Consider the following 21,428-nt stretch of genomic DNA (forward strand, 5'->3'; position numbering starts at 1 on the left):
ACTTCGGAAGTCTTCCTTAAGGCCGTCCAATCAAAGAACCCTCAAAAAAGACTTCCGAAGTCTCTACCTAATTCTTACGCCTCGATCAGCACTTTTAGCACGCCGGGCTGCGCGGCATATTCAAAGCCCTTGAGCGTCTCACTTAATTTGTATTGAGCTGCAATTAACACAGTGGGGTCAACTTCACGCTTTTCCATTAAGCGCAACGCCGGTTCAAATGGACCGCAGCGCGAACCGATGATCGTAATTTCATCCACCACCAGCGGAGAAAAATTCACATTCATCTCGCCTTTATACGTGGACTTTAACACCATCACCCCGCACGGGCGGACAGCTTTGCGTGCCAGATTAAATCCATCGGGGGAACCAGTGGCTTCCACTACTACATCCCATTTTCGGGGTTGAATATCCGCTTCTGCTATTAAACGAATTCCGCGTGCGCTCAATAAATTCTGTTGATACGGATGACGCGCCACGACATGCAGATCACAGCCGGTAAGCGCAAGAGTCTGTGCGATCAACTGTCCCAGCCTGCCGGCGCCGACCAGTAGCACCCGGTCCGCAGGCTTGATCTGAATCTGCTGTTGGATCTCCAATGCGGCCGCCAAAGGCTCAGTGAATACCGCCATTTCATTAGGCACAGAATCAGGCACACGATGTAAATTTTCAAGCGGCAGGGTGGTGTACTCCGCGAAGACTCCATCACGATTGGCAATTCCCAATACGGTGCGATTTTCGCAATGAGTTGGGCGTCCATTCAAACAGGCTTCGCACTTTCCGCAGACCGCGTTGATATCGCCCACCACGCGCGCACCGATCCAGGTTTTATCGGGCGCATCCACTACCTCGCCGACGAATTCATGTCCCAGCACACCTGTGTATGGATAGTAGCCTTTGACAAGCTCAAGATCCGTGCTGCAAATACCTGCTTTGCGGATTTTTATCAGCGCTTCATCATCTCTTTGAGGTCGGGAAATATCCCGCAGCGAAATTTGATTGTTTTCAAGCCATAGTGCCTGCATCTTATTGTTCTGCTCCATTGTTATTCCATATACTGATCTGATTACGCCCGGCGTGTTTTACTAAATACATGGCCTGGTCGGCGCGGTCGATTACTGTATCAATTTTGTTACAGGTTTCGTCACAGGCCGCGACCCCCACACTGACAGTCACCCTCAATGCATTCTTTGTAGATGATTTGCCGGTTGTCATGTCAATCATCCCATCTTTGATCTCAGAGAGGTCTGTCTCTTCCACGATCTTGCGCAGCCGATTGGCAGCGATCATTGCCTGATTCAAGTCTGTATCTGGCAGGGCAGCCGCAAACTCTTCGCCGCCCAATCTGCCAAATATATCCTCATCCCGCAGAGATGATTTGCACTGCTTCGCAACCAGCTTTAGCACATTATCTCCAACTTTGTGCCCAAACCTGTCGTTGAATTTTTTAAATTCATCAACATCCAGCATGATGATCGTCAGTGGTTTTTTCGATCGTTTCGCCCGTTCAAATTCTGCTTCAGCCAGTTCATAGAATTTACGGCGTCCGAGAACCTCGGTTAGAGAGTCCATGTCAGCTAGTTGCTGCGCCTTTGTAAAGAGCCGCGCATTTTCAATCGCAATTGCGGCATGGGCTGCCAGCAATTCGAGTAAATACTGGTCTTCCCGAGTGTAGGCATTTTCCTTGTAGGATTGAGCAGAGATCATCCCCACAATTTTTCCGTGTAAAAGCATGGGCACTGCCAGAATGGACTGTGTCGGGTCGGTCGGCGCGCTCCCATATAATTCAAAGTCAATGCCGCTGCCGTCCATATCCGCCACGTTATTCAGCAAAACAGGCATATGCGTATGGACGACCTTGCCTGCCATGCCGTGATCTGCAAAATATTTTTCAGTAAAGATGCGCTTGCGGGGATATTCAACTGCGTAGATCGGAATGATCTCGTTGGTGTTTTCGTCGTACCCATCGATCACAAAATCATCGCAGGGCATTACCTTTTCAACAGTGGTATGGATCGAATCATACAACTGCTCCAGATCAAGGCTGGCGCTGATGGCATGGGTTGCCTGATACAGCACCTTTAACCTTTCCACCATTTGCGCCAAAGCCTCCTGCGCCCAGATCCTTTCCAGTGCGCCGGCGCAGTGATTGGATAATGTTTTTAGCACTTCCAGTGAATTTTCAGAGTAAGCCTTTACTTTATAACTTTGGATCGATAACACCCCAATCGTGCGATCTCCACTGCGAACCGGCACAAACAATTGCGAGAGAGTTCTGTGCGCGCGGTTGCCAAAGGATAAGGATGGTGAAACTTCAAAGGGTTCTTCGTACAGTGAAAGATACCCGCTTTCACGGATCGCCTTGAGCATATTCTTGCTTGGTTTTTCAGGAGCGGCATCGTGCTGAACCACACGTTTGCCATCGATCGTGTCGATGGTTAATAATGGCCGGGGTCTTGTGCCTTGTTCCGGGTCATATAAAATTAAATAGCAAGCCTCCCATCCGATCAATTCCTGCGCGGTGTCCAAAACGATCTCCGCAGCAGTCACAGCATTGGATGTGATGCTTAAATTCTTCCCAAGCTGGGCGTAAACCTGCTCAGATTTTTCCAGCAACCCGTTACTCTCCATGGAAACATAAACTATTATGAAAGAGAATTTCATTTAAAGAGTTAACCCTGCCCGCCATCGGGATCAACACTTTCAAGTCTGCATTCTGCATCCAAAAATCGGTCAGTCCTTCATCTTCCGTGCCGACTGCTATCGCGACGGGTTCTTTCAGGTCAACATCAGTGTACAACACTTCGGCAGAAGGTGTGGCCGCAAGCACCCGCATCTTTTTGGACCGGAGCCAGGCCAGCGCATTCGGCGACTCAACCTCGACAGTGGGTACCGTGAAGACCGCGCCGCGACTGGCGCGGATCACATTCGGGTTCCACAAATCCACCCGTGCATCGCAGACGAGAAGCGCATCCACGTGGGCGGCATCAGCGGTGCGTAAAATGGCGCCGAGATTACCCGGCTTCTCAACCGACTCGGCTACGATCACCAATGGCGATGGGCTTAATGTTAAGTCTGCGAGTTCTGTTCTTGGAATGGGGAAAATTCCCAGCCAGCCATCGGGATGATCACGATACGAAATCTTTTCGAAGACCGCACGGCTGACCGTGGTCATATCAGCGGCGGGAATGTCGATGGAACGGGAAACAAGCTCGGGCGCGGAAAGAAGCGTTTGCGGCTTGAGTCCGCTACTGAGGGCCAGAGTCAACTCTTCGTAGCCTTCCACCAGCATAACCCCATCCCTCTGGCGTTGACGTTTATCTTCGCGCAGTTTGACAATATATTTAACGGTCGTATTTTGTAAACTTGTAATGTCCATTTATTTTACGAGGAGCAGACAGGCTGCGGAATGCGTTTTGCTGAGTGTGATGGAGGGCGGATCGCTGTGCTTGCAAGTAGCAATTGCCACAGGGCAGCGTGGATGAAATCGACAGCCGGTCGGCACATCGATCGGGTTGGGTGTTTCGCCCTGTAAAATAATGCGCTCACGGCGCAAACGCGGATTGGGTACAGGAAGGACGGATAATAGCGCCTTGGTATATGGGTGCTGGGGTTTCTCCAACACTTCAAGCATGGTGCCGATCTCAACGATGCGGCCAAGATACATAACCGCCACACGGTCGGCGAAGAAACCCACGGAACCAAGATCGTGCGTAATAAAGATGACCGCGATCTGACGTGTGATGCGAAGTTCTGCGAGCAGGTTGATGATCTCGGCCCGAATGGACACATCCAGCATGGAGACGGGTTCATCTGCAAGCAGGATCTCAGGCTCAAGCACCAGAGCGGCTGCAATTACCACACGCTGACGTTGTCCGCCGGAAAGTTCGTGCGGGAAGCGATATAGATATACTTCGGCAGGTTTCAAACCCGCATCTTCCATGGCTTTCTTGACACGTTCGTCTCGTTCGCTTTTATCGGGCGCAATGCCATGTACAAGCAAAGGTTCGTTGATGATCTCTTCGATGGTCTGTGTGGGATTCAATGACTCATACGGGTCTTGAAATATCATTTGTATCTTACGCCGCAGACCTTTGCGCTCTTTATCGTTCAAGTGCGTAATATCGCGGCCTTCAAAGGAGATCGTCCCTGCGGTCGGCTCTTCAAGCCCCATTAACAAAAGCGAGAGTGTGGACTTTCCGCATCCGCTTTCGCCGACCAGCGCGATCACTTCACTACGCCTAAGGTTAAAACTGACATCATCCACGGCATGAACAAAGCGTGATTCGCGTGAGAATAAAGCGGGGCGTCCGGCGTCAAAGTATTTTTTTAATCCGCGCACTTCGAGGAAATTTTCTTTGCTCATTTGGATGCCTCAACAAGATGGCAGCTTGCAATATGCATATCACCTAATTTATGTAACATGGGTTGTTCTGTATGGCAGCGGGCAATCGCAACCGGACAACGCGGCGCAAAACGACAGCCATCAGGCAGCGCATCCAAACGCGGCGGATACCCCGGTATGGACGAGAGTTTTTTCTTTGGTTTCGTCAGATCAGGGAAGGCTTTGAGCAATTCCTGTGTGTATGGATGGCGCGCCGAATTATAAATAGTATCCACATCTGCGTATTCTGCGGTCACTCCGCCGTACATAACCAAAACCTTATCGCAGATTTCCGCCACCACACCCAGATCATGGGTGACAAAAACAATCGCAAGGCCAAGTTTCTTTCGCAAATTATCAAGCAGCTCCAATATCTGCGCCTGGATCATAACATCCAACGCGGTGGTTGGCTCATCTGCAATGATGACCTGTGGATTACAGGCCAGCGCCATGGCGATCATGGCACGCTGACGCATACCGCCTGAATACTGGTGCGGATAATGTTCCTTATGATCTGCGGCAATGCCAACGAGGTCAAGCAACTCTATGACACGTCCCTGTATCTTATCTTTTTTGGAAAATCAGGCATGTGCTTGGTGATTGCCTCAGCGATCTGATCTCCCACAGTCCGCACCGGGTTGAGGGCATTCATTGCGCCCTGAAACACGATCGAAATTTCCTTCCAACGGATCTTGTTTAGTTCTTTTTCACTGATCGTGGTCAGGTCTTTGCTATTGAAGAAAACCTTGCCGTCCACGATTTGTCCGGCTGAAGGCAGTAGCCGCAGCAACGACAACATCAAGGTTGTCTTACCGCATCCGCTCTCTCCAACCAGACCGATCAACTCACCTTCATTCAAGGTAAAACTGATATTTTCCACGGCGCGCGCTGGTGGTTTGCCTTCATTTATATAATGGATGGATAGATTCTGGACTTCGAGCACTGTCCTTTTTGTGGGATTTATCTGCGCCTCTCCACGGTCTTTCTCAACTGTTGGCCTGCCCGGCACTAAATGATGAGTATCCAGTCTGGGATTTAGTACCTGCTCAAGCCCCTGTCCAAGCAGAGTCAGCCCGAGCACAACCCATACAATGCCGATCCCTGGAAAGAATAAAGCCCACCACGCGCCAATGGACATGGCACCGCGCCCAAATGCGTAGTTGAGCATTTGTCCCCACGAAAGGGTGGTTGGATCGCCAAGTCCGATAAAAGACAGAGGGCTCTCATTGAGAATGGCAAGCGAAACAACCAGCACTGCCTGCACAACCAGGATCGGCATTACCAAAGGCAAAATATGACGTGAAATAATGTGACCATTCCCCGCGCCGACTGCGCGTGCACGTAATACAAACTTGCGTGATTTCACAGCCAGAGTCTGCGAGCGGACAACGCGTGCGGTGGTTGTCCAACCGAGCAAGCCGATCACAAAGATGATATTAAGCAGGGATGGTTTTGTTAACGCGATGATGACTACCATCAATGGCAGATCCGGGATGACGAGCATGATGTCGGTAAAACGCATCAGGAAGTTTTCCCAGCGCCCGCCAAAAAAGCCTGCCACAAGTCCCAGCACACCACCGATGATAATGGAGATAAAGCTGCAAAGAAACCCACGATCAGGGAGATGCGTGCTCCAAAAATGAAATTCGAGAATACATCCTGTCCAGCGTCATCTGTCCCAAACCAATGGGAAGCGCTGGGCGGATTATAAATATCGCCGACTTGAAAATCTGCTGAAGAAGATGAGTCGTAAGGAGCGATCCAGGGTGCAAAAATCGCCATGATGACAATAACAGTCAGCATGGCAAGGCCGACAAGGCCGATATTGTTTTTGCTAAATGTCCGCCAAAAATTTTGAAAGCGAACCAGCCATTGGTTTTTTGGTTCAGAGACCTGTATTGTAGAGTCCATTGGCTATTCCACCTTTACACGCGGATCAAGATAACTATAAGTCAGGTCGGCCAGCAGGTTGGCAAAGATCACAGCAACCGCGATCAGTAAAAACGCGCCTTGCAAAACAGGGAAATCACGCCGCCCAAGAGCCTCAACGATCGCGCCGCCCAGCCCGGCCACGAAAAGACCGCCTCAATTTGAATCGCGCCTGCCACAGTAAAACCAAGATTAATGGCAATGACCGTTACCAGCGGAAGCATGGCATTTTTTAGTGCGTGGTCCTTCAATATCTGAAAAGTGCTCAGCCCTTTGGCTTTTGCGGTCAGGATGTAATCTTCTGAAAGTACATCCATCAAACTGGAACGCATAATCAGGGTGTATTCCCCCATATAAACGATGGTATAGGTCAGGGTCGGCAGGATCATGTGGCGGGCAATATCAACCCATTGCTGTAAAAGCGGCAGCGAGCTTGAGCCGGGACTTGCCTTGCCAGCCAAAGGCAGCCCGTTGTTACTTCCCCAAAATAATAAAATAATTGCCAGCCAAAAAGTTGGCAGACTCCACGCCATAAGACTGGTAATCACCGCAACATAATCAATGGAGGTGCGGGCTTTCCAGGCGGCAAAAACACCAAAGACCACGCCAATGATGATCGAAAGGATCTGCCCTGCACCGATCAATAATACCGTGTTCCATAGGCGTTCAGCCAGAACATCTGCAACCGGGCGGTTTGTGTGATAGCTGATCCCCAATTCGCCTTGAAGCAAATTACGGGCATAAATAAAGAATTGTGTATCAAGTGGATTAACCGTGCAGCTTCCAACCTTGATCGGATTTAGAGACTCAAAACAATTAATAACCTGTTTGTCCAACCCAAAACGTACACGCAGCATTTCAATCGCTTCTTTTTTTAAGCGCGGGTCACGAATACCGGCGCGCGCCGGGTCACCCGGCAGTACCCGGAATAAAAAGAAGTTCAAAACAATCACAAATAGAATTGTAAAAATAGACCAGGTTATTTTTTTTAGTAATGCGCGGGTACGGTTCAAGGTCACTCCTTGAAATTATGGGGCTGGGGTGTGGAAATTCCACACCCCAGCTGCGGGTTATTGTTATTTTACGGGTTCGATCAACACTAGAGACGAAGAATCTGGAAGTTCCACTTTGGCTTGATTGGTGATCCACCCGGTAAAGCGGTCTGTGCGATAAGCCTGAGTTGCCTGCTCGTAGAATGGAATGATGTATACAACATCTTCATGTACGATCTTCTGCATCTCCCACACGATGGCTTTGCGGGCTTCAAAGTCCAGTTCAATCTGTTGTTTTGCATAAAGGTCGTCGTAGACAGGATTGGAGTAACCGGTTTCACTGGAGCCTGTTGGAATGGCTTCGCTGGTGTACACATATAACAAAGCGCTTGGGTCAGGGTCAGAGGCCCAGCCCCAAAGCATAATATCAAAATCAAAAGCAGGGCAGCATTGAGAGGTCAATGCATCGGGGTCCACAGCCTGCATTTCCAATGTGATGCCGATCTCTCCCCACATTTCACTCAGCAATTCCGCTGTTCGGGGGGCAGAGATACTGTCGCTTGGCCAGTTCAGGCGGAAAGTCAGCGGACGTGAACCGTCTGGCAGTTCGCGGATTTTATCGCCGTCCGTATCCAAATATCCAGCGTCATCCAGAATTTGATTCGCTTGTGCAACATCGAATTCATAGTCCTTGAGTGAGTCGTTATACCATACACCGAGACCATCAGGAATCAAAGTCAGACCGGGTGTGCCAAGGCCAAGCAAAACCACATCGATCAACTTTTGCTTATCGGTGGCATGTGACATCGCAAGGCGTACATTGCGGTCGCGCAATGCCGGGTGACCGGTGCAGATACCGCCTTCTTCAGGAGTTGGGCAGTTTTCTTCCTCGGTCTGGTTGAAGATAATATCCGAAACACCAGGCGAGAACGGCGCGCCGACCACTACTTCTACATTCTCAACTGTTTTCAAGGATGCCACAGCCGTATTGGGCATTTCAGTGATCATGTCCATTTGGCCGGTCTTGATCGCTTGCACGAGTGCATCCTGATTTTCAAAGGTTTGGAAAATAACCTCGTCCACTTTGGGCGGAGTGGCAAAATGTTCCTTGTTTGCGGTCAGGCGCACAAATTCATTCTGCACATATTCGGCCATTTTGAACGGACCAGAACCAATCATGGCGGTGTTTTCAAACTCCACCTTGTTTTCATTTTCCCAAATGTGTTTGGGAATAATATAGAGAAACACCAGTTGGCTCTCAAGGTTGGGAATTGCCTCTGTAAGAGTAAGCACCACTTCATTTTTCTCAGTAGATTCAATACTTGAGAAATACGGCGTGTAGTATCCGTTCAAATAGGGGTACTCGGGAGTGTCTTTGTAAAGGTTATAGGAAAAAGAAACATCTTCGGCGGTTAATGGTTTGCCATCATGCCATTTGATTCCATCTTTAATTTTGAAGGTGTAGACCAAACCATCATCAGACCGGTCAACGCTATCAGCCAGATTAAGAGTAAACGACCCATCCAGGTTCAGGTTATACATTGAATCATAGACCAGATCAAAAATCGTATATGACTCAGTCAGGATAGCCAGCCCGGGATTCAAAGAATCCGGACTACCCGCCCAGCCAACATGCACAACGGAGGGCTCATCAGTTGCACCGTTTGTACCGGATGGCGCACCTCCACATGCCGACAAAATTAAAGCGGCAAGGATTAAAATATACAATACTCTATGTTTCATGTTTTTCTCCTCTCCAAATTAAAAATGATCTTCCCTAAAAATAAAGCGCCACGACAGAAATCATCTGCCATAGCGCAGCTGCTTGTTTCGTTAGAATACAACGAGGCCACAATTCAAGCACATCAGGGAAATATCCACTGGTCGGGAATTTTACTGTATTATTAGAATTCGTGAAAGCAAATGTGTTGGTAAAATCTCAGAAAGGTAAACACACATGGAAAATCCCATCAAACTTACAGAAAAATATGAACGGAATGGATGGCCTTCAGTCAAACGGCCGGATGTAAAACCACCTGCGGGATGGAACCTCTCGCTTCTCACTTCCCTTGAGCGGATTCGGGCTCACGTGCTTTCATCTCAGGGTGAGATCGCCTATATCAAAGATGGCGAAACGCTGTCAGATGTATTTGTCATGTCGGCCAACGGCGGCTGGCCTGCGCGGATTTCCACCGAACGTCCGCTGGCGGCTTATTGGGATGATGAAATTCCTGAGTGGTCGCCCAATGGTGAGTGGCTGACCTTTGGCATTCATGGCCATGTACATATCGTGCCGCGTGCGGGTGGACTGCCCAAAAAGATCACAGACTTCGCCATAGCTGCAAGCGGCGCACGCTGGATGCCCGACTCAAACGGACTGATCGTCACTGTTGAACGAAACGACACCGACCAGTTATTACTGACAGACCGCGATGGCTCATGGCCGCGCGCACTCACCACAGACACGGTCGGCGACCATTGGGATGCGCGGCCTTCTCCTGATGGAAAATTCATCGTCTTCAACCTGCGCCGCTTTGATGACCTAAATCGCTTGGATATTGTGCTGCTTGAAATTGCAACAGGCAAACAGGTGACGCTATACGGCAAACCGTCCACACGCGCCATGTCTCCTAAATGGTCATCCGATGGAAAGTGGATCTCTTTTATTTCACAGGAAAGCGGCCGCGAAGAGTTGTATCTCATCAAGCCTGATGGCGAAGGTCTGCACCAACTCACAAAAGCCGGACAGGATATTTTTCAATACGAATGGTCGCCTACTGGAACAAGAATGCTCGTGGTGGTGAACAGAAGCGGCTCGTTTAATTTAATGCTCCTCGAAACAGAATCAGGCTCAACGGTCGATCTACGAACCGGGGCGGGCATTCACTCGAATCCAAATTGGGCGAAGGATGAATCATTTATCACGTTTGAATTCGAAGGTCCGACTCTCCCGCCCGATCTGTATCGCATGGACCTTCCGGCACATACTGTAACTCAATTAACGTTCTCAACACCGCCTGCACTTAAAAATAATAAGATGGTTGTGCCTGAGATCGTTTCGTACAAAAGTTTTGACGGCCTTGAGATTCCCGCCTTTTTATATCGTCCTGAAAAATCAAACGGCGCCGCGATTCTGTACCCACATGGCGGCCCAAAGGATCAATATATTTTTGGTTGGGATGAACTCGCACAATATTTTACGGCCAAGGGCTATACTTATCTCGCGCCGAATTATCGCGGCTCCACAGGCTATGGTCAGGAATTTGAGCGCGCGAACTATAACGACTGGGGTGTCGGCGATACCCAGGATTGTTTGCACGGCGCAAAATATTTGCGAACCTTCAAAGATATCAAACCTGATCGCATCGCAATTGCAGGCGGAAGTTATGGCGGCTATATGACCATCAACGCGCTTTCACGCGACCCTGAATATTTGTTTGCCTGCGGCGTTACAAAATATGGTGATTCAAATCTGGTCAGCTCGTGGGCTGAGTGTGAAAAACGTCTGCGCTTGTATACAGAAATTTTTCTCGGTCATCCTTCTGAAAATTTAAGCACCTATCTCAAAGGCTCCCCCATCATCGACGCAAAGAACATTCAAAAACCTGTTTTGATCTTGCACGGTCTGCTCGATACCGTGGTTCCGCCCGAAGCCAGTGAAGAGTGGGTCGAAGCATTGCGCCGCGAAGGGAAGACCTTTGAATACAAAACCTACGATGATGAGCCGCACGGCTTCCTGCGTAGGGAGAACCTTTTTGATGTGTACGAACGCATGGAAAGATTCCTTGATTGGTATCTTCTTCCTAGTTAAATAAAAAGAGAAAATAAAAAATGAACAGTAATACGATGGCTACACGAAATACTATATTCTTCAACTATGACGAGATGACCTGGGACGCTGTTGCTGATCTGCCGCGAGATACACCGCTCGTGCTTCCGCTCGGGTCTGGATATAACCTCAGCCTGCTCGCTGACCAATTGGCAAATCCGCCCCGTATCGGACTCCTGCCAGCCTTCCCGTTCGGCTGGCGCGGCAGCGGACTGGAACTGCCGGAGCCGATCTTTTTTCAATATATCGTCAACCTGCTCAACAGCTTAAGAGATGACGGCTTCACGCGGGTCTATTGCTTAACTCCGCAAGGCCTCGACCCGCAATCGATGTTCCTCTTGTATCCTGCGTCATTTGTCCTTGCGCAGCCACATGACTCCACATATGCGCCGCGAACTTTTCTCCCACCAGATACGGAATGTGGAAAAGTGATTCTGATTCCGATCGGTCACACAGAACAGCATGGATATCACCTCCCCCTTTCCGTTGATACCATCATTATTGATTCAATTGCGCAGGGTACAGCAAGCCTAGTGCCTACACGCAGTTGGGCGATGCCGGTTATGCCTTATGGAGTCAGCACACATCGCTCATCTTTTGCCGCAACCATGAACGCCGGCGGACGAGCCTTCGAAGATTTCTGGGTGGCGGTAATTGACATCCTCGCCGCCCGTGGCTTTGACCGCTTCTATCTCATGAGCGGACACGGCGGCAATAGTTCGTTCCTTGTAAATATTGTGAAATACGCGGGCGAACGTCACCGCCGGATATTTTGTGCAACAGCCTGGCTGCATACTTCAGGAAAGATCGGCTCCGCGGCTTTGGAAAAATATCGCACCTCACAGATCGGAGGCATGGGGCACGCCTGCGAACTTGAGACTTCGTATCTGTTGCATCTGCGCCCCGATCTATGCCAGATGGAACGAGCAGTGGATGAAACAGATTTCGTGTCCACACCTGATTATTATATGGATTGGATCGAAGGCGGCTCACTGATCGCCAATCCGCCGTGGGACGATGATACAAAAACCGGCGCATACGGCGCGGGCAGTCACGGCACCGCAGAAAAAGGACGCCTATGGCTGGAAGCTGCCATCGCAGAAAAAGCCGCTCACGTGGAGGAAATCCACGAACAGCACGAGCGGCGCGAAAAAAGAAGAAATGAAGGCTATGGCTTGTGGGGAAAATTCAAGAAAAACAAATAGATAGAATCACTTACCAAATACGGCTTTTTTTCAGCAAACAAAATGACGTCCAAAATTTGTATTGGACGTCATTTTGTTTGTTTATATTCAAAAAAAATCAGGATTACATACGCCCTGCAAGTTTTCTAGTGATTGCAATCTCAGTTTGCAACGCTTTCTCCAGGCCATCTGGGAATTTTGGAGCAAGAAGCGCACCGGACACATTTAAAGAATCGGGCACAGCGCCTGATCCGTACAACACACTCCACATAAGTTCCCATTCTTTCGCGTGTAATTAAATTCATCACAGGCATCCATAAATTCACGGAGCCTGATCTTCCCGTAATAACGATCGATCAGATCGACCGCATTCTTATTTTCCTTCTGCATCCATTCAATACGTGATTTCCACAGCAGCTTACGCGGATCATCGTCAGCTAGTGATGTAAAAAAATGCTGTAAACGGCCAGGGTGATATTCCAAATTTGTGAGTTCACGGTCGTCTTGCAATTTCAAAAAATTGGAAGATGTTATTTTCAGAATACCTTCAAGCGGAATTAAAAAACCTTCAAGATATGCCTGATATTTGCCCTGCTTCTCACTGCGGGATTTTAAATAATATTGCAGCCAACCTGTCCCTACAAGTAAGCCAAGCAACGGAACCAGAATGGGAGACCAAACTTTAAGAAGATCCATAATATGTGCCATCCTGTCTGCTGTTAAAAAATTATTTCTTGACCTCAAAAGTGATCTTCAACGCACAAAAATCAGTTTTTCCAACTTTCAAGGTCCAGATCACATTATAAAAGCCTTCATTTTTAGGCGCAGTAAGCGGCACTCTGAGTGTGATCGTATTTCCCGGAGGAATTGTTGCAGATATATCCTGTATTCGCCTGCTTTCACCGCGAAGCCCGCTTAAGTAAATCACGTCAACACCGTAACTAGGCCATGTTTTTCGTACCTGTATTCAATACTGTCCAAAACGCGTAAAAATCCAGCCCCGGTTGCAGCACAGTACCCTTCACAGGGCTTTTCTCTACTATTTTGCATTCCCATTCTCTGGGAGTCTTAATCACAGCGCCGCCTGCAACTTCCCGGTGGCTGTTGGCTTTCCCCGGAGGAAGCAGTCGATAAAACTGCGGCGGGAGTAACAGAAACGAGTGTGCCGTCGGTGCCTACAATTAAAAAGCCGGGGGTGGCTGTCGGCGTTACAGAAACCAATATAAGCGGCGTTTGTGTGGGAGCGAGGGTCAACGTTGGAAAAAGGATTTGTGTCGGAAGTCCTGTATTGGTTGACGTAGGCAGATTTGTGGCAGTCTGCGTTTGTGCAGCATTTGCCGTCTGTGCAATAACCGTCCCCAAAGTATCTTGAGGAGACTCAGCTTGTTGCGTGGGAGCAGACGCCAAGAATGGCGAAATACAACCCAATACAAACAAGGCTGTAATCAACCAAACACTTATCCGACGAACACGTTGTCCACTCACTGATTGTCCTCTTTTCATTACAAACGATACAAAATTATAACATGCATCAATTTACATGCTTTTTGATAAATTCTTCGCCCTTTCCAATAAACTCATCATGGTCTTCAGGCATGGGAGCGGATGCCATCAAATCTTGAGTCTTTTCGCGCAATACCTGACGAGCGGTTGGAGAGCCGATCTCTTGCCATTTCTCCATGCTGTAGTGTGGATAGACATTGCTGATGTAATATCCGTTTTTATAGTTTCGCATCGTGGACGGCTGACTTAAGAAATTTTTACCCGGTCCTACTTTTGCAATTTCATCCACGGCTGAGTTGACATCGTCCAATTGAAAGCCGTTATGGAGTCTCAGAGCCTGGTCGATGATCTCATGCGTGTGGACAAAGGTCGTGGGCGAGATGGACTTCGAGCCAAGAGAATCTCCAATGAACGGGGCCAGATGTCCGTGTGAGAGAAGAAGCGCGAGGGTGTTCATCCAGTATGTGTCTGCGGAAATTAAATCCATGCCCCAGCCGGTGCCGCTGCCTGATGTCGAGCAGTGCGGAATGCCGTAATGCTTCATCATCTCGGAACAGGCCACGCTGATCAGGATACTTTGCGGATCGTAAAAGTTGAGCATGGTTCGCATGTCAAAATAAACGGGCAGCATACCAAGCAAGATCGGCGCGCCTTTCTTGATGGTCTGGCTGATGACCAGACCTGCGAGTAATTCAGCCATGAGTAATGTGAGTGTGCCCGCAGGTGTGAGCGGAGTGGACGCGCCCGCCATGCTGTAATTTGAGAAGATGATCGGCAGTCCGCGTTCAATGGAGACTTTCATTTTGTCCACAGTGCCGGCATTCATCACCAGCGGACTGACAGGGTTGAAGTATGGAATGATGAACGGCTTGTTTCCGAGATCGCCGTGCAGCATTTCAAACATCTGCAGCACATCAGGGAATTTATTTTCGTCAGAGACCAGCAAAACCAAAGGCTTGGTTGTATTCGAAATATGTTCGAGCGAGCCGTAGAGGTCGGTCAACTCTTCAGGGACATCACGAATAATACCGACTGTGGAAATCACATCATAATGTTTTAAACTGGATCCAAGGCGGACAAGGTCCTGAAAATTTTTGCGTTTGAAAATATCAAGAGTCTCATCAACAGGATTTTGATAGAACAACGCAGTCACCCCCACCCCAAAGCGCAGACGGTCTTCGCCCAGATTAAGTTTGTTTTCGCCGCGACGGTCGTAGACATCAATCGTCTTCGGTGCGGACTTGATCGCGTCTTCCACGATCTCAGGCGGGAATTTGATAATGCGATCCTGAGACTTTAATCCCAGCTTGAATTCAAGCATTTGCAGAATAGCAGGTGAATCCACGCGGACGCCGGTCTCGCTTAATACTTTCAACACATTCCTATGTGCTTCCTGAATTTGTTCTTCACTCATCATCGTTAATCGCGGGCGGACATTATTCTTAAAAATATCTCCTCAATTCAATTGTACAGGAAAAACGCATCCCCTGACTAGAGATGGCCAGGGGATGTGTTTTATTTTTGCTTTTTCCAGAATTTCATATCTTCTGAATTTTCCGGATCAAGGTATTTCGGATCAGCTTCTTTTGCGGTCTTGTACCCATGCGAGGTCCATAAGTCTAGTGCGAGTTTGCGCGCATCACAACGAACTCCCTGCGAGGAAAAATATTGACAGACACGAGTCAGATCACGCGAGAAAATATTCCATGAAACAGGATTCGACTCTGGAAATACAACCTGTGGAAAATCGATCAAGGTAATATCTCCATTCCAGTACAAAATATTATAGGCTGATAAATCGCCATGAATGATCTTGTGCGTAAGCATAAGATCAATGTTGTGAATTACTCTCTCATACAAGCGTTGTGCTTCACTCGAGTCAAGCGAGACGGAATTGAGCACAGACGCGGCACTGGACAAGTCACCAACGTAGCCCATCAAGATGGCATTCTTCTCCATCGCGTACGGCTTCGGGACATCTGCTCCGGCATTATGGAGATTTTCCAGCGTTTTGAATTCGTACGCGATCCATGATTGATGGCGTACTTCTTCACCAAACGCAGTGCGTTTCTGCATAGCGTGAAGTGTGCCGTCGTCCACAATGACATTGCCGCTCTCATCCAGGTCAGCGCGGCCTGTGCGATATTGCTGGTCGTTCTTTAGATTTCGCAGCATACGCGGACGATAGATCTTGGCTGCCACATAAGGTGCCTCTACACCTTCACCTGATTTGCACAGGTACACCGAAGCCTCCTTGCCGCCTTTAACTTTGCGTAATACATCTGATATCCATTTATGATCTGCAATTTCAAAAAGGGAATCCAGCAGCCAGACCTCTTCAAAGCGGGCAGCTTTATAAGTGAACCTGAACTCGCGCGAGATCTCCTGTGCGCGGGTGAACAGGCGGGCTTCCATCTGGCGTTTTTTTGATTCGCGCTTCTGGAAAAATTGTTCTTCAGAGGAATCTGCCTCAGCATTGATCTGTCGAGTTCTTCAAAGAACTCAAGAAGTTTATTCTTACTCATGATGTTAGAAACCTTATTGACTAAAAATCTCAAAATGACCTTCCCCACATTAAAACAAGATCGCAGGGATTGCGCCCTGCGATTAAAAATAAAAACCACAGGGCGAGACGCTCCTGCGGTTCAATGATTGGTTATAAAATACAGACAACCAGAAAAGGATGTCGCTACAAATCACCGGCAGGAGGCGCGCAAAAAACAGATTGAGTGGATAATGTGCTGACTTTCATCTTTTTCGTACCTCCTTTTGTAGTGGAATAATTTAGTAAGACAATTTTATTTTACTCACCTTTGAATGTCAAGGATTTTCGGCGTGCACGCCATAACACCGTGAGGTATAAAGCCAGCCCGAATGTCAGAAAAGATGCACCGCGCAGGTTCGGCACAGGGCCTACTGAAATATTTGGCCAAAGTGCTGCAAGCAGGATCGCCAATTGCGGCAGGATCACTTTGTCATAGCCAATGATCAACACCGCGCCCAACATCACGCCCGGCACACTCCCCGCCCCGCCAAGGATCACCATCGTTAGTGTCATGGTTGAAATATGAAACGCGAATAATTCCGGGTCAACATAAGTGAAGGTGCCTGCATACAAACCGCCAGCCAACCCGGCAATCGCAGAGCTAAACACAAACGCCATCATGCGCACACGCGGCACGTTCACTCCGCTGGCGAGCGCGGCGAGTTCATCTTCACTCGAAGCCACCCAAACATGACCCGTCCGCGAGGATGTGAGTCTCATGCTCAACCATGCGGCGAGCAGAACAAATCCAAAGACAAGAAAATAATTCATCGTAGGCACGAGCAAATACGAGATTGGGAAGCGAAGCGCAGTCAATCCGCTGAATCCATTCACGCCGCCGGTAAAGTCAAAGTTCACGATCAATTGTCGGGTGAGAAGTCCGAGGGCAAGTGTGGCAACTGCAAGAAAATCATCGCGGACTCTGTGTGAAAGCAAACCTTTAATAACACCTAACAAACCGGCAATAAAAATTCCAGCAGCAAGAGCGAGCAAAAAATTTCCACTTGAACGAAGCACAAGCGCCGATGCATACGCACCCAACCCGAAACTTGCGGCAAAGCCCAGATCAAGCAGACCCGTAAATCCAAGCGCGATATTCAAGCCAAGTGTGAGCAAAATAAAAATTGCCATCGAACGCAAAATGATCTGACCGCCAAGCCCGAAAATTTGCATGAGGATGGGAACCAGTGTGAGCGACACGAGAAGCAGAATCACCCAGCGCTTCTCTCTTAACCCTCTGCCTGCTGCCGACAAAATAACAGAATCACGCACCTGAACAGTTTCCGCATCCGCGCTGGTGGACTTGCGCCACGTAATCAATGTAATTAAGATAATCAACAGAATTGCGTTCGTCCATTGCGCTGAAAAATAATAATCACTCAGCGAAGAAAAAACACCAATGAAGAGACTGCTCAACAACGCCCCAAGCGGATTACCAATGCCGCCCAGCAGCGCAGCGGTAAACGCAAGCAAACCACTTTGCGCGCCATGCGCACCAAATGGACGGCCATAATACAAAGCGAAGATAAAAGCCGCCGCGCCGGCCAACGCTCCGCCCACAGCGAAAGCACGATTGATCGTTGAGTTGACATTCACCCCGACCATTTCGGCCAGCGCATGATTTTGCGCCAGCGCGCGAATCCCCTGCCCCGTGGATGTCTTTTGTAAAAACCAGGTTGCAATTGCAACAAAGCACAGCGCCATCACAAAAACAAATACATCGCCAAAACGAAGCACAACTTGAAAAGGAAGATGCAATACCTGAATCATATTGATCTCCGGCAGCAGACTCGGAATACCGTCAATTGGAACTTCGGGCAGACCGGGCACACTTCTGTGCTCGCCGGGAATCCATGAGGCTTGCAGAGTGCGCCAGATGAGGGCAAATTGATACAGGATAAAAGACAGGCCAAGCGTTGCAATTAACGGCGCAAGGCGTGACCTGCCACGAAATGGTTTAAAGCCGAGTTGATTCACTCCGACACTGAGCAATGCTCCAAAAGAAGCGGCGCCAATGAAAGTTAATCCCAGTGAAATCACAAGTTGACTCAACGGCCAATCACGTTGAATGCCGATCAGATTTACGAGTGATGTCACAAAAACAGAGGCCAGCGCAAACACGTCACCGTGCGCCAGATTCAAAGTGCGGACCGTGCTGTAGATCAACGTGACGCCAATCGCATTCAGCGCAAGCACTGCGCCATTGGATAAGCCAAAGATCAGGATTTGAAAGAATATTTCAAATTGATTTTCTTTGGGGCCGGCTGAGATTCAACGGTTACAACTGGCGGTTGTTTTTTCGCCGTCCAGTTGAGCTCAAATTGTCCGTTGCAGGTTGTGTAGCGATAATCAACATCCGCAGATGGATGCCCTGATGCGGAATCTGTTCCTGTAGATTGGGCGCTGACATTCATGTCCGCGCCGAGTTGGGTTGTGAAGCTGTTGTTATCGAGTTGCGGTCTTTGTTCTTTTGGAAGGATGAAATAATGCGTATTGAAACACGGCACATCTTTTGGCCCGTTGTATTGGTAACTAATCCCCAGCACTTCACCATTCTCAACTCTGAATGAGACGATGAAATGATTGCCATCCCTTGTTTGGCCGGTGCCTTCCCAAGTTCCATCATAAGGAGATGAGGATTGTATTTGCGCAATAGCCGTTGGCGCGGAGGTTGGCGCACACGAAGCTAGAAGTGGAATTACCAATAAAAGAAATATTATTTTTTTCATGAATAATTATGGTTTTACATATTTATCAAAGAACTGACTGGAACGCTCCATAAAAGCAAACCATTCTGTGGCGAAGAAGGAATGATCTTCACCCGTGTGCGCAAAGAGCTGCGCTTCCTTATCCGCTTCGATAAAGCCTTCGTACATTTTCTTTGACCACTCAGGCGGCGTGCCAGCGGACGTTTGTCCATCTTCGGTGCCGTAGACGATCTGCACGGGCGCGGTGATCAGGTTTAAATGATAGAGCGGAGAAACAGCCTCCAGCATAACCGGATCAGTTACCGAGTTAAAGTAGGATGCGGTCAGTGCGTCGGGCAAGGTCAACGGGAGGATGTCTGAAGAATTACAGCCGTATTCCAATTCGCCTGCGTACACGTCACCCAAACAGCCGGGTCCCCAGCGCTCGATGATATCGGTAAAATCCGCGCTGACAGAAGAATACAAAACGGCAGCTTTGATGCGTTTATCAATTGCAAGAACTTTCAACGTCACACCGCCGCCCATGCTGTGTCCCCACATGCCGATGCGTTTCGAATCTGCTTCGGGAATTGACGGCAGGGCATTCATTAAATTCACAACATCAATCGCGAGACCCGAGTAATACAAACTCTCGCCCGTCTCTGCATTTGCCCAACTGCGATAATCAGATGAGACCGTGAGGTATCCGCGCCGATTAAGAAATTCGGCGGCACGGTCTGTACCGTCGCCAGAGGCGTACACAGTGCGGGAGAAAAATCCATGATTCATAACGATCACTGGATACGGCGGTTTACCGATGGTGGGCACTTGCAAAATTCCCGTGATGATGAGTCCGTCGCTTGGGTATTCGATCAGATAACGCGTGAAGTCTTTTGTTTCAAGCAAAGTCTCGCGGATGGTGATCTTTCCGCTTTGATATTTATGTTTGCGCAAACCTTCGATCGTATAAGGAAAAAGTACCTGCTCCATGGTGAGCGTGGCGGTCGGGCGTGGAGTGAGGGTCGGCGTGGGAGTATCGGGAACAATGACAGCATTCAACGTGGGCATTGAAATTTCAACCGCCGGCGTTGAGGCACATGCCGAAACAAGGAACACAAGAACAAGTAAAACTCTCCAATAAATTTTCATTACGCACACGCTTCCTGTTTAATTTAAATACTCTTTGAAGAATCCAATGGCGCGGTCCATAAACTGGGTCCATGCATCTCCGGTGAAAGAATGTCGTTGACCGTCGTACACAAAAAGGTCCACGTCTTTGCCTGCATCGATCAAGCCCTGATTTAATTTATATGACCATTCAGGCGGCGTGGAACCGATGTAATCACCATCTGCCGAACCGATATGGATCTGAACCGGAACGGAGACGTATTCAAGATGATAGAACGGAGCGATCTCGCGCATCCTTTCTTCACTGAGAGTTGATTCAATGTAAGCGGCTGTGACCTCATCTGGAAGTGTATCTGGAATCACGTCGGCAGAATTGCAGGTTTCGACCATCTCCCCGGCGGATATATCTCCGAGGCAGCCATAACCCCAGCGTGCGATCAGGTCAGCGTCATCGGCTGAGTTGGGCGCATACAACACCGCCGCGCGAACAGGCGACTCAAGTGTGAGAATCTTTGTGGTGATGCCGCCGCCCATGCTATGTCCCCACATGCCAATGCGTGAAATATCCGCTTGTGGAAGAGAGGGCAGTGAAGCCATTAAATTCATCACATCAACCACCAGACCTGTGTGAAAAAATGACGGGCTGAAATCTGAATCGCCCCAGGTACGGAAATCGGAAGCGATGGTAACGTATCCGCGCTCCACAAGATAAGCCGCAGCCCGGTCTGTACCGTCGCCTGAAATGTATTCGCTGCGTTTGGAAAATCCGTGATTCATGACGATCACGGGGAAAGGCCCCTCCCCTGCCGGGATTTGCAGAACGCCGGTGATGGTAAGCCCATCTGATGGATAGGATATTAAATAACGAGTGTAAGTTTGTGTTTGAAGCAAAGTTTGCAGAATTTGCATCTCACCGCCGGAGAAAGTCCGCTCGCGCAGACCGGCAATGGTGTAGGGATACATCAAATGCGGGAGTGCCGTAGGCGTCGGGACAATTGTTGGGGTTTCAGTAGCAGGGATACTGACGGGCGTCTCCGTTAAGTGGATGATCGTGACAATCGGCGGGGGCAAGGTTGCAGCAGGAGATGCGGGCGCAGTAGCGCAAGCAGCAAGAAAAATATACGATAAAACTAAACTTAATCGTCGTGATAACATTTTGAAATTGTATCGCAAACCAACCATCAATGGCGCGAATCGTAACTATAAAACAAAAGTCTGCCATAAACATAAAATGATATAATAAAAAAGTT

Annotated in this window: 21 protein-coding genes; 3 read left to right on the top strand and 18 right to left on the bottom strand. The window is 48.8% G+C overall.

Going from position 1 to position 21,428, the window contains the following annotated elements; genetic code table 11:
* Nucleotides 1-74 precede the first annotated feature (74 nt).
* From IPL71_RS14340 to IPL71_RS14385, 10 genes are all read right to left on the bottom strand, one after another.
* Entirely contained in the window at nt 75-1,022 is a 948-nt protein-coding gene (locus tag IPL71_RS14340; RefSeq protein ID WP_345322757.1) for an MDR/zinc-dependent alcohol dehydrogenase-like family protein, read from the bottom strand.
* 1 nt (nt 1,023) lies between these two features.
* Nucleotides 1,024-2,613, bottom strand: a complete 1,590-nt coding sequence (locus tag IPL71_RS14345) for a diguanylate cyclase (RefSeq protein ID WP_345322678.1) — start codon at nt 2,611-2,613, stop codon at nt 1,024-1,026.
* Between the two features lie 4 nt (nt 2,614-2,617).
* The gene (locus IPL71_RS14350) at nt 2,618-3,376 is read right to left on the bottom strand and encodes a TrmH family RNA methyltransferase (RefSeq protein WP_345322680.1); all 759 of its coding nucleotides are present in this window, start codon (nt 3,374-3,376) and stop codon (nt 2,618-2,620) included.
* Complete coding sequence (locus tag IPL71_RS14355) at nt 3,377-4,363, bottom strand: ABC transporter ATP-binding protein (protein WP_345322682.1); 987 nt, start codon at nt 4,361-4,363, stop codon at nt 3,377-3,379.
* Entirely contained in the window at nt 4,360-4,923 is a 564-nt protein-coding gene (locus tag IPL71_RS14360; protein WP_345322684.1) for an ABC transporter ATP-binding protein, read from the bottom strand. Before IPL71_RS14360 ends, IPL71_RS14355 begins: the two co-directional genes overlap by 4 nt.
* 2 nt (nt 4,924-4,925) lie before the next feature.
* Entirely contained in the window at nt 4,926-5,942 is a 1,017-nt protein-coding gene (locus IPL71_RS14365) for an ABC transporter permease subunit (RefSeq protein WP_345322687.1), read from the bottom strand.
* Complete coding sequence (locus IPL71_RS14370; RefSeq protein ID WP_345322689.1) at nt 5,903-6,292, bottom strand: hypothetical protein; 390 nt, start codon at nt 6,290-6,292, stop codon at nt 5,903-5,905. Before IPL71_RS14370 ends, IPL71_RS14365 begins: the two co-directional genes overlap by 40 nt.
* Nucleotides 6,293-6,295: 3 nt before the next feature.
* Entirely contained in the window at nt 6,296-6,397 is a 102-nt protein-coding gene (locus tag IPL71_RS14375) for a hypothetical protein (protein ID WP_345322691.1), read from the bottom strand.
* Nucleotides 6,376-7,323 (bottom strand): ABC transporter permease, encoded by a 948-nt coding sequence (locus IPL71_RS14380; protein WP_345322692.1) that lies wholly within the window; start codon nt 7,321-7,323, stop codon nt 6,376-6,378. Before IPL71_RS14380 ends, IPL71_RS14375 begins: the two co-directional genes overlap by 22 nt.
* A 63-nt stretch (nt 7,324-7,386) precedes the next feature.
* Complete coding sequence (locus IPL71_RS14385) at nt 7,387-9,045, bottom strand: ABC transporter substrate-binding protein (RefSeq protein WP_345322694.1); 1,659 nt, start codon at nt 9,043-9,045, stop codon at nt 7,387-7,389.
* A 214-nt stretch (nt 9,046-9,259) separates the two neighbouring features.
* Here IPL71_RS14385 and IPL71_RS14390 point away from each other — a divergent pair, with 214 nt between their 5' ends.
* Both IPL71_RS14390 and IPL71_RS14395 read left to right on the top strand, forming a co-directional pair.
* Nucleotides 9,260-11,113 (top strand): S9 family peptidase, encoded by a 1,854-nt coding sequence (locus IPL71_RS14390; RefSeq protein ID WP_345322696.1) that lies wholly within the window; start codon nt 9,260-9,262, stop codon nt 11,111-11,113.
* Between the two features lie 20 nt (nt 11,114-11,133).
* Nucleotides 11,134-12,336 carry a creatininase family protein gene (locus tag IPL71_RS14395; RefSeq protein WP_345322698.1) on the top strand — a complete coding sequence of 401 codons (1,203 nt, stop codon included), beginning with the start codon at nt 11,134-11,136 and terminating at the stop codon, nt 12,334-12,336.
* A 204-nt stretch (nt 12,337-12,540) separates the two neighbouring features.
* Here the strand turns inward: IPL71_RS14395 and IPL71_RS14400 are convergent, their stop codons facing one another.
* From IPL71_RS14400 to IPL71_RS14435, 8 genes are all read right to left on the bottom strand, one after another.
* Complete coding sequence (locus IPL71_RS14400; RefSeq protein WP_345322700.1) at nt 12,541-13,011, bottom strand: hypothetical protein; 471 nt, start codon at nt 13,009-13,011, stop codon at nt 12,541-12,543.
* Nucleotides 13,012-13,383: 372 nt separating this feature from the next.
* Nucleotides 13,384-13,800 (bottom strand): hypothetical protein, encoded by a 417-nt coding sequence (locus IPL71_RS14405; RefSeq protein ID WP_345322702.1) that lies wholly within the window; start codon nt 13,798-13,800, stop codon nt 13,384-13,386.
* Between the two features lie 46 nt (nt 13,801-13,846).
* Entirely contained in the window at nt 13,847-15,268 is a 1,422-nt protein-coding gene (locus IPL71_RS14410) for a trimethylamine methyltransferase family protein (RefSeq protein WP_345322759.1), read from the bottom strand.
* Nucleotides 15,269-15,333: 65 nt separating this feature from the next.
* A complete protein-coding gene (locus tag IPL71_RS14415) occupies nt 15,334-16,233 on the bottom strand; it encodes an RIO1 family regulatory kinase/ATPase domain-containing protein (RefSeq protein ID WP_345322704.1) in 900 nt (299 codons plus the stop codon).
* Nucleotides 16,234-16,621: 388 nt separating this feature from the next.
* Nucleotides 16,622-18,559 (bottom strand): ABC transporter permease, encoded by a 1,938-nt coding sequence (locus IPL71_RS14420; protein WP_345322706.1) that lies wholly within the window; start codon nt 18,557-18,559, stop codon nt 16,622-16,624.
* A 23-nt stretch (nt 18,560-18,582) separates the two neighbouring features.
* Entirely contained in the window at nt 18,583-19,092 is a 510-nt protein-coding gene (locus IPL71_RS14425) for a hypothetical protein (protein ID WP_345322708.1), read from the bottom strand.
* A 6-nt stretch (nt 19,093-19,098) separates the two neighbouring features.
* Nucleotides 19,099-20,199, bottom strand: coding sequence for an alpha/beta hydrolase family protein (locus IPL71_RS14430; RefSeq protein WP_345322710.1), 1,101 nt, complete (start codon nt 20,197-20,199; stop codon nt 19,099-19,101).
* 18 nt (nt 20,200-20,217) lie between these two features.
* On the bottom strand, nt 20,218-21,249 hold the full coding sequence (locus IPL71_RS14435; protein ID WP_345322712.1) for an alpha/beta hydrolase family protein: 1,032 nt from the start codon (nt 21,247-21,249) through the stop codon (nt 20,218-20,220).
* On the opposite strand from IPL71_RS14435, the gene IPL71_RS14440 reads away from it, so the two are divergent.
* On the top strand, nt 21,230-21,418 hold the full coding sequence (locus IPL71_RS14440; protein ID WP_345322714.1) for a hypothetical protein: 189 nt from the start codon (nt 21,230-21,232) through the stop codon (nt 21,416-21,418). The genes IPL71_RS14435 and IPL71_RS14440 overlap by 20 nt on opposite strands.
* Nucleotides 21,419-21,428 lie beyond the last annotated feature (10 nt).

The sequence above is a fragment of the Candidatus Villigracilis proximus genome (assembly GCF_016717045.1).
GTDB lineage: Bacteria > Chloroflexota > Anaerolineae > Anaerolineales > Villigracilaceae > Villigracilis > Villigracilis proximus.

Excerpts from the sequence above, each read along its gene's own strand:
- IPL71_RS14415 (WP_345322704.1), bottom strand. The coding sequence starts at position 16,233 with ATGGAAGCCCGCCTGTTCACCCGCGCACAGGAGATCTCGCGCGAGTTC.
- IPL71_RS14395 (WP_345322698.1), top strand. The coding sequence starts at position 11,134 with ATGAACAGTAATACGATGGCTACACGAAATACTATATTCTTCAACTAT.
- IPL71_RS14350 (WP_345322680.1), bottom strand. The coding sequence starts at position 3,376 with ATGGACATTACAAGTTTACAAAATACGACCGTTAAATATATTGTCAAA.
- IPL71_RS14430 (WP_345322710.1), bottom strand. The coding sequence starts at position 20,199 with ATGAAAATTTATTGGAGAGTTTTACTTGTTCTTGTGTTCCTTGTTTCG.
- IPL71_RS14390 (WP_345322696.1), top strand. The coding sequence starts at position 9,260 with ATGGAAAATCCCATCAAACTTACAGAAAAATATGAACGGAATGGATGG.
- IPL71_RS14400 (WP_345322700.1), bottom strand. The coding sequence starts at position 13,011 with ATGGATCTTCTTAAAGTTTGGTCTCCCATTCTGGTTCCGTTGCTTGGC.
- IPL71_RS14370 (WP_345322689.1), bottom strand. The coding sequence starts at position 6,292 with ATGGACTCTACAATACAGGTCTCTGAACCAAAAAACCAATGGCTGGTT.
- IPL71_RS14355 (WP_345322682.1), bottom strand. The coding sequence starts at position 4,363 with ATGAGCAAAGAAAATTTCCTCGAAGTGCGCGGATTAAAAAAATACTTT.
- IPL71_RS14385 (WP_345322694.1), bottom strand. The coding sequence starts at position 9,045 with ATGAAACATAGAGTATTGTATATTTTAATCCTTGCCGCTTTAATTTTG.
- IPL71_RS14340 (WP_345322757.1), bottom strand. The coding sequence starts at position 1,022 with ATGCAGGCACTATGGCTTGAAAACAATCAAATTTCGCTGCGGGATATT.
- IPL71_RS14425 (WP_345322708.1), bottom strand. The coding sequence starts at position 19,092 with ATGAAAAAAATAATATTTCTTTTATTGGTAATTCCACTTCTAGCTTCG.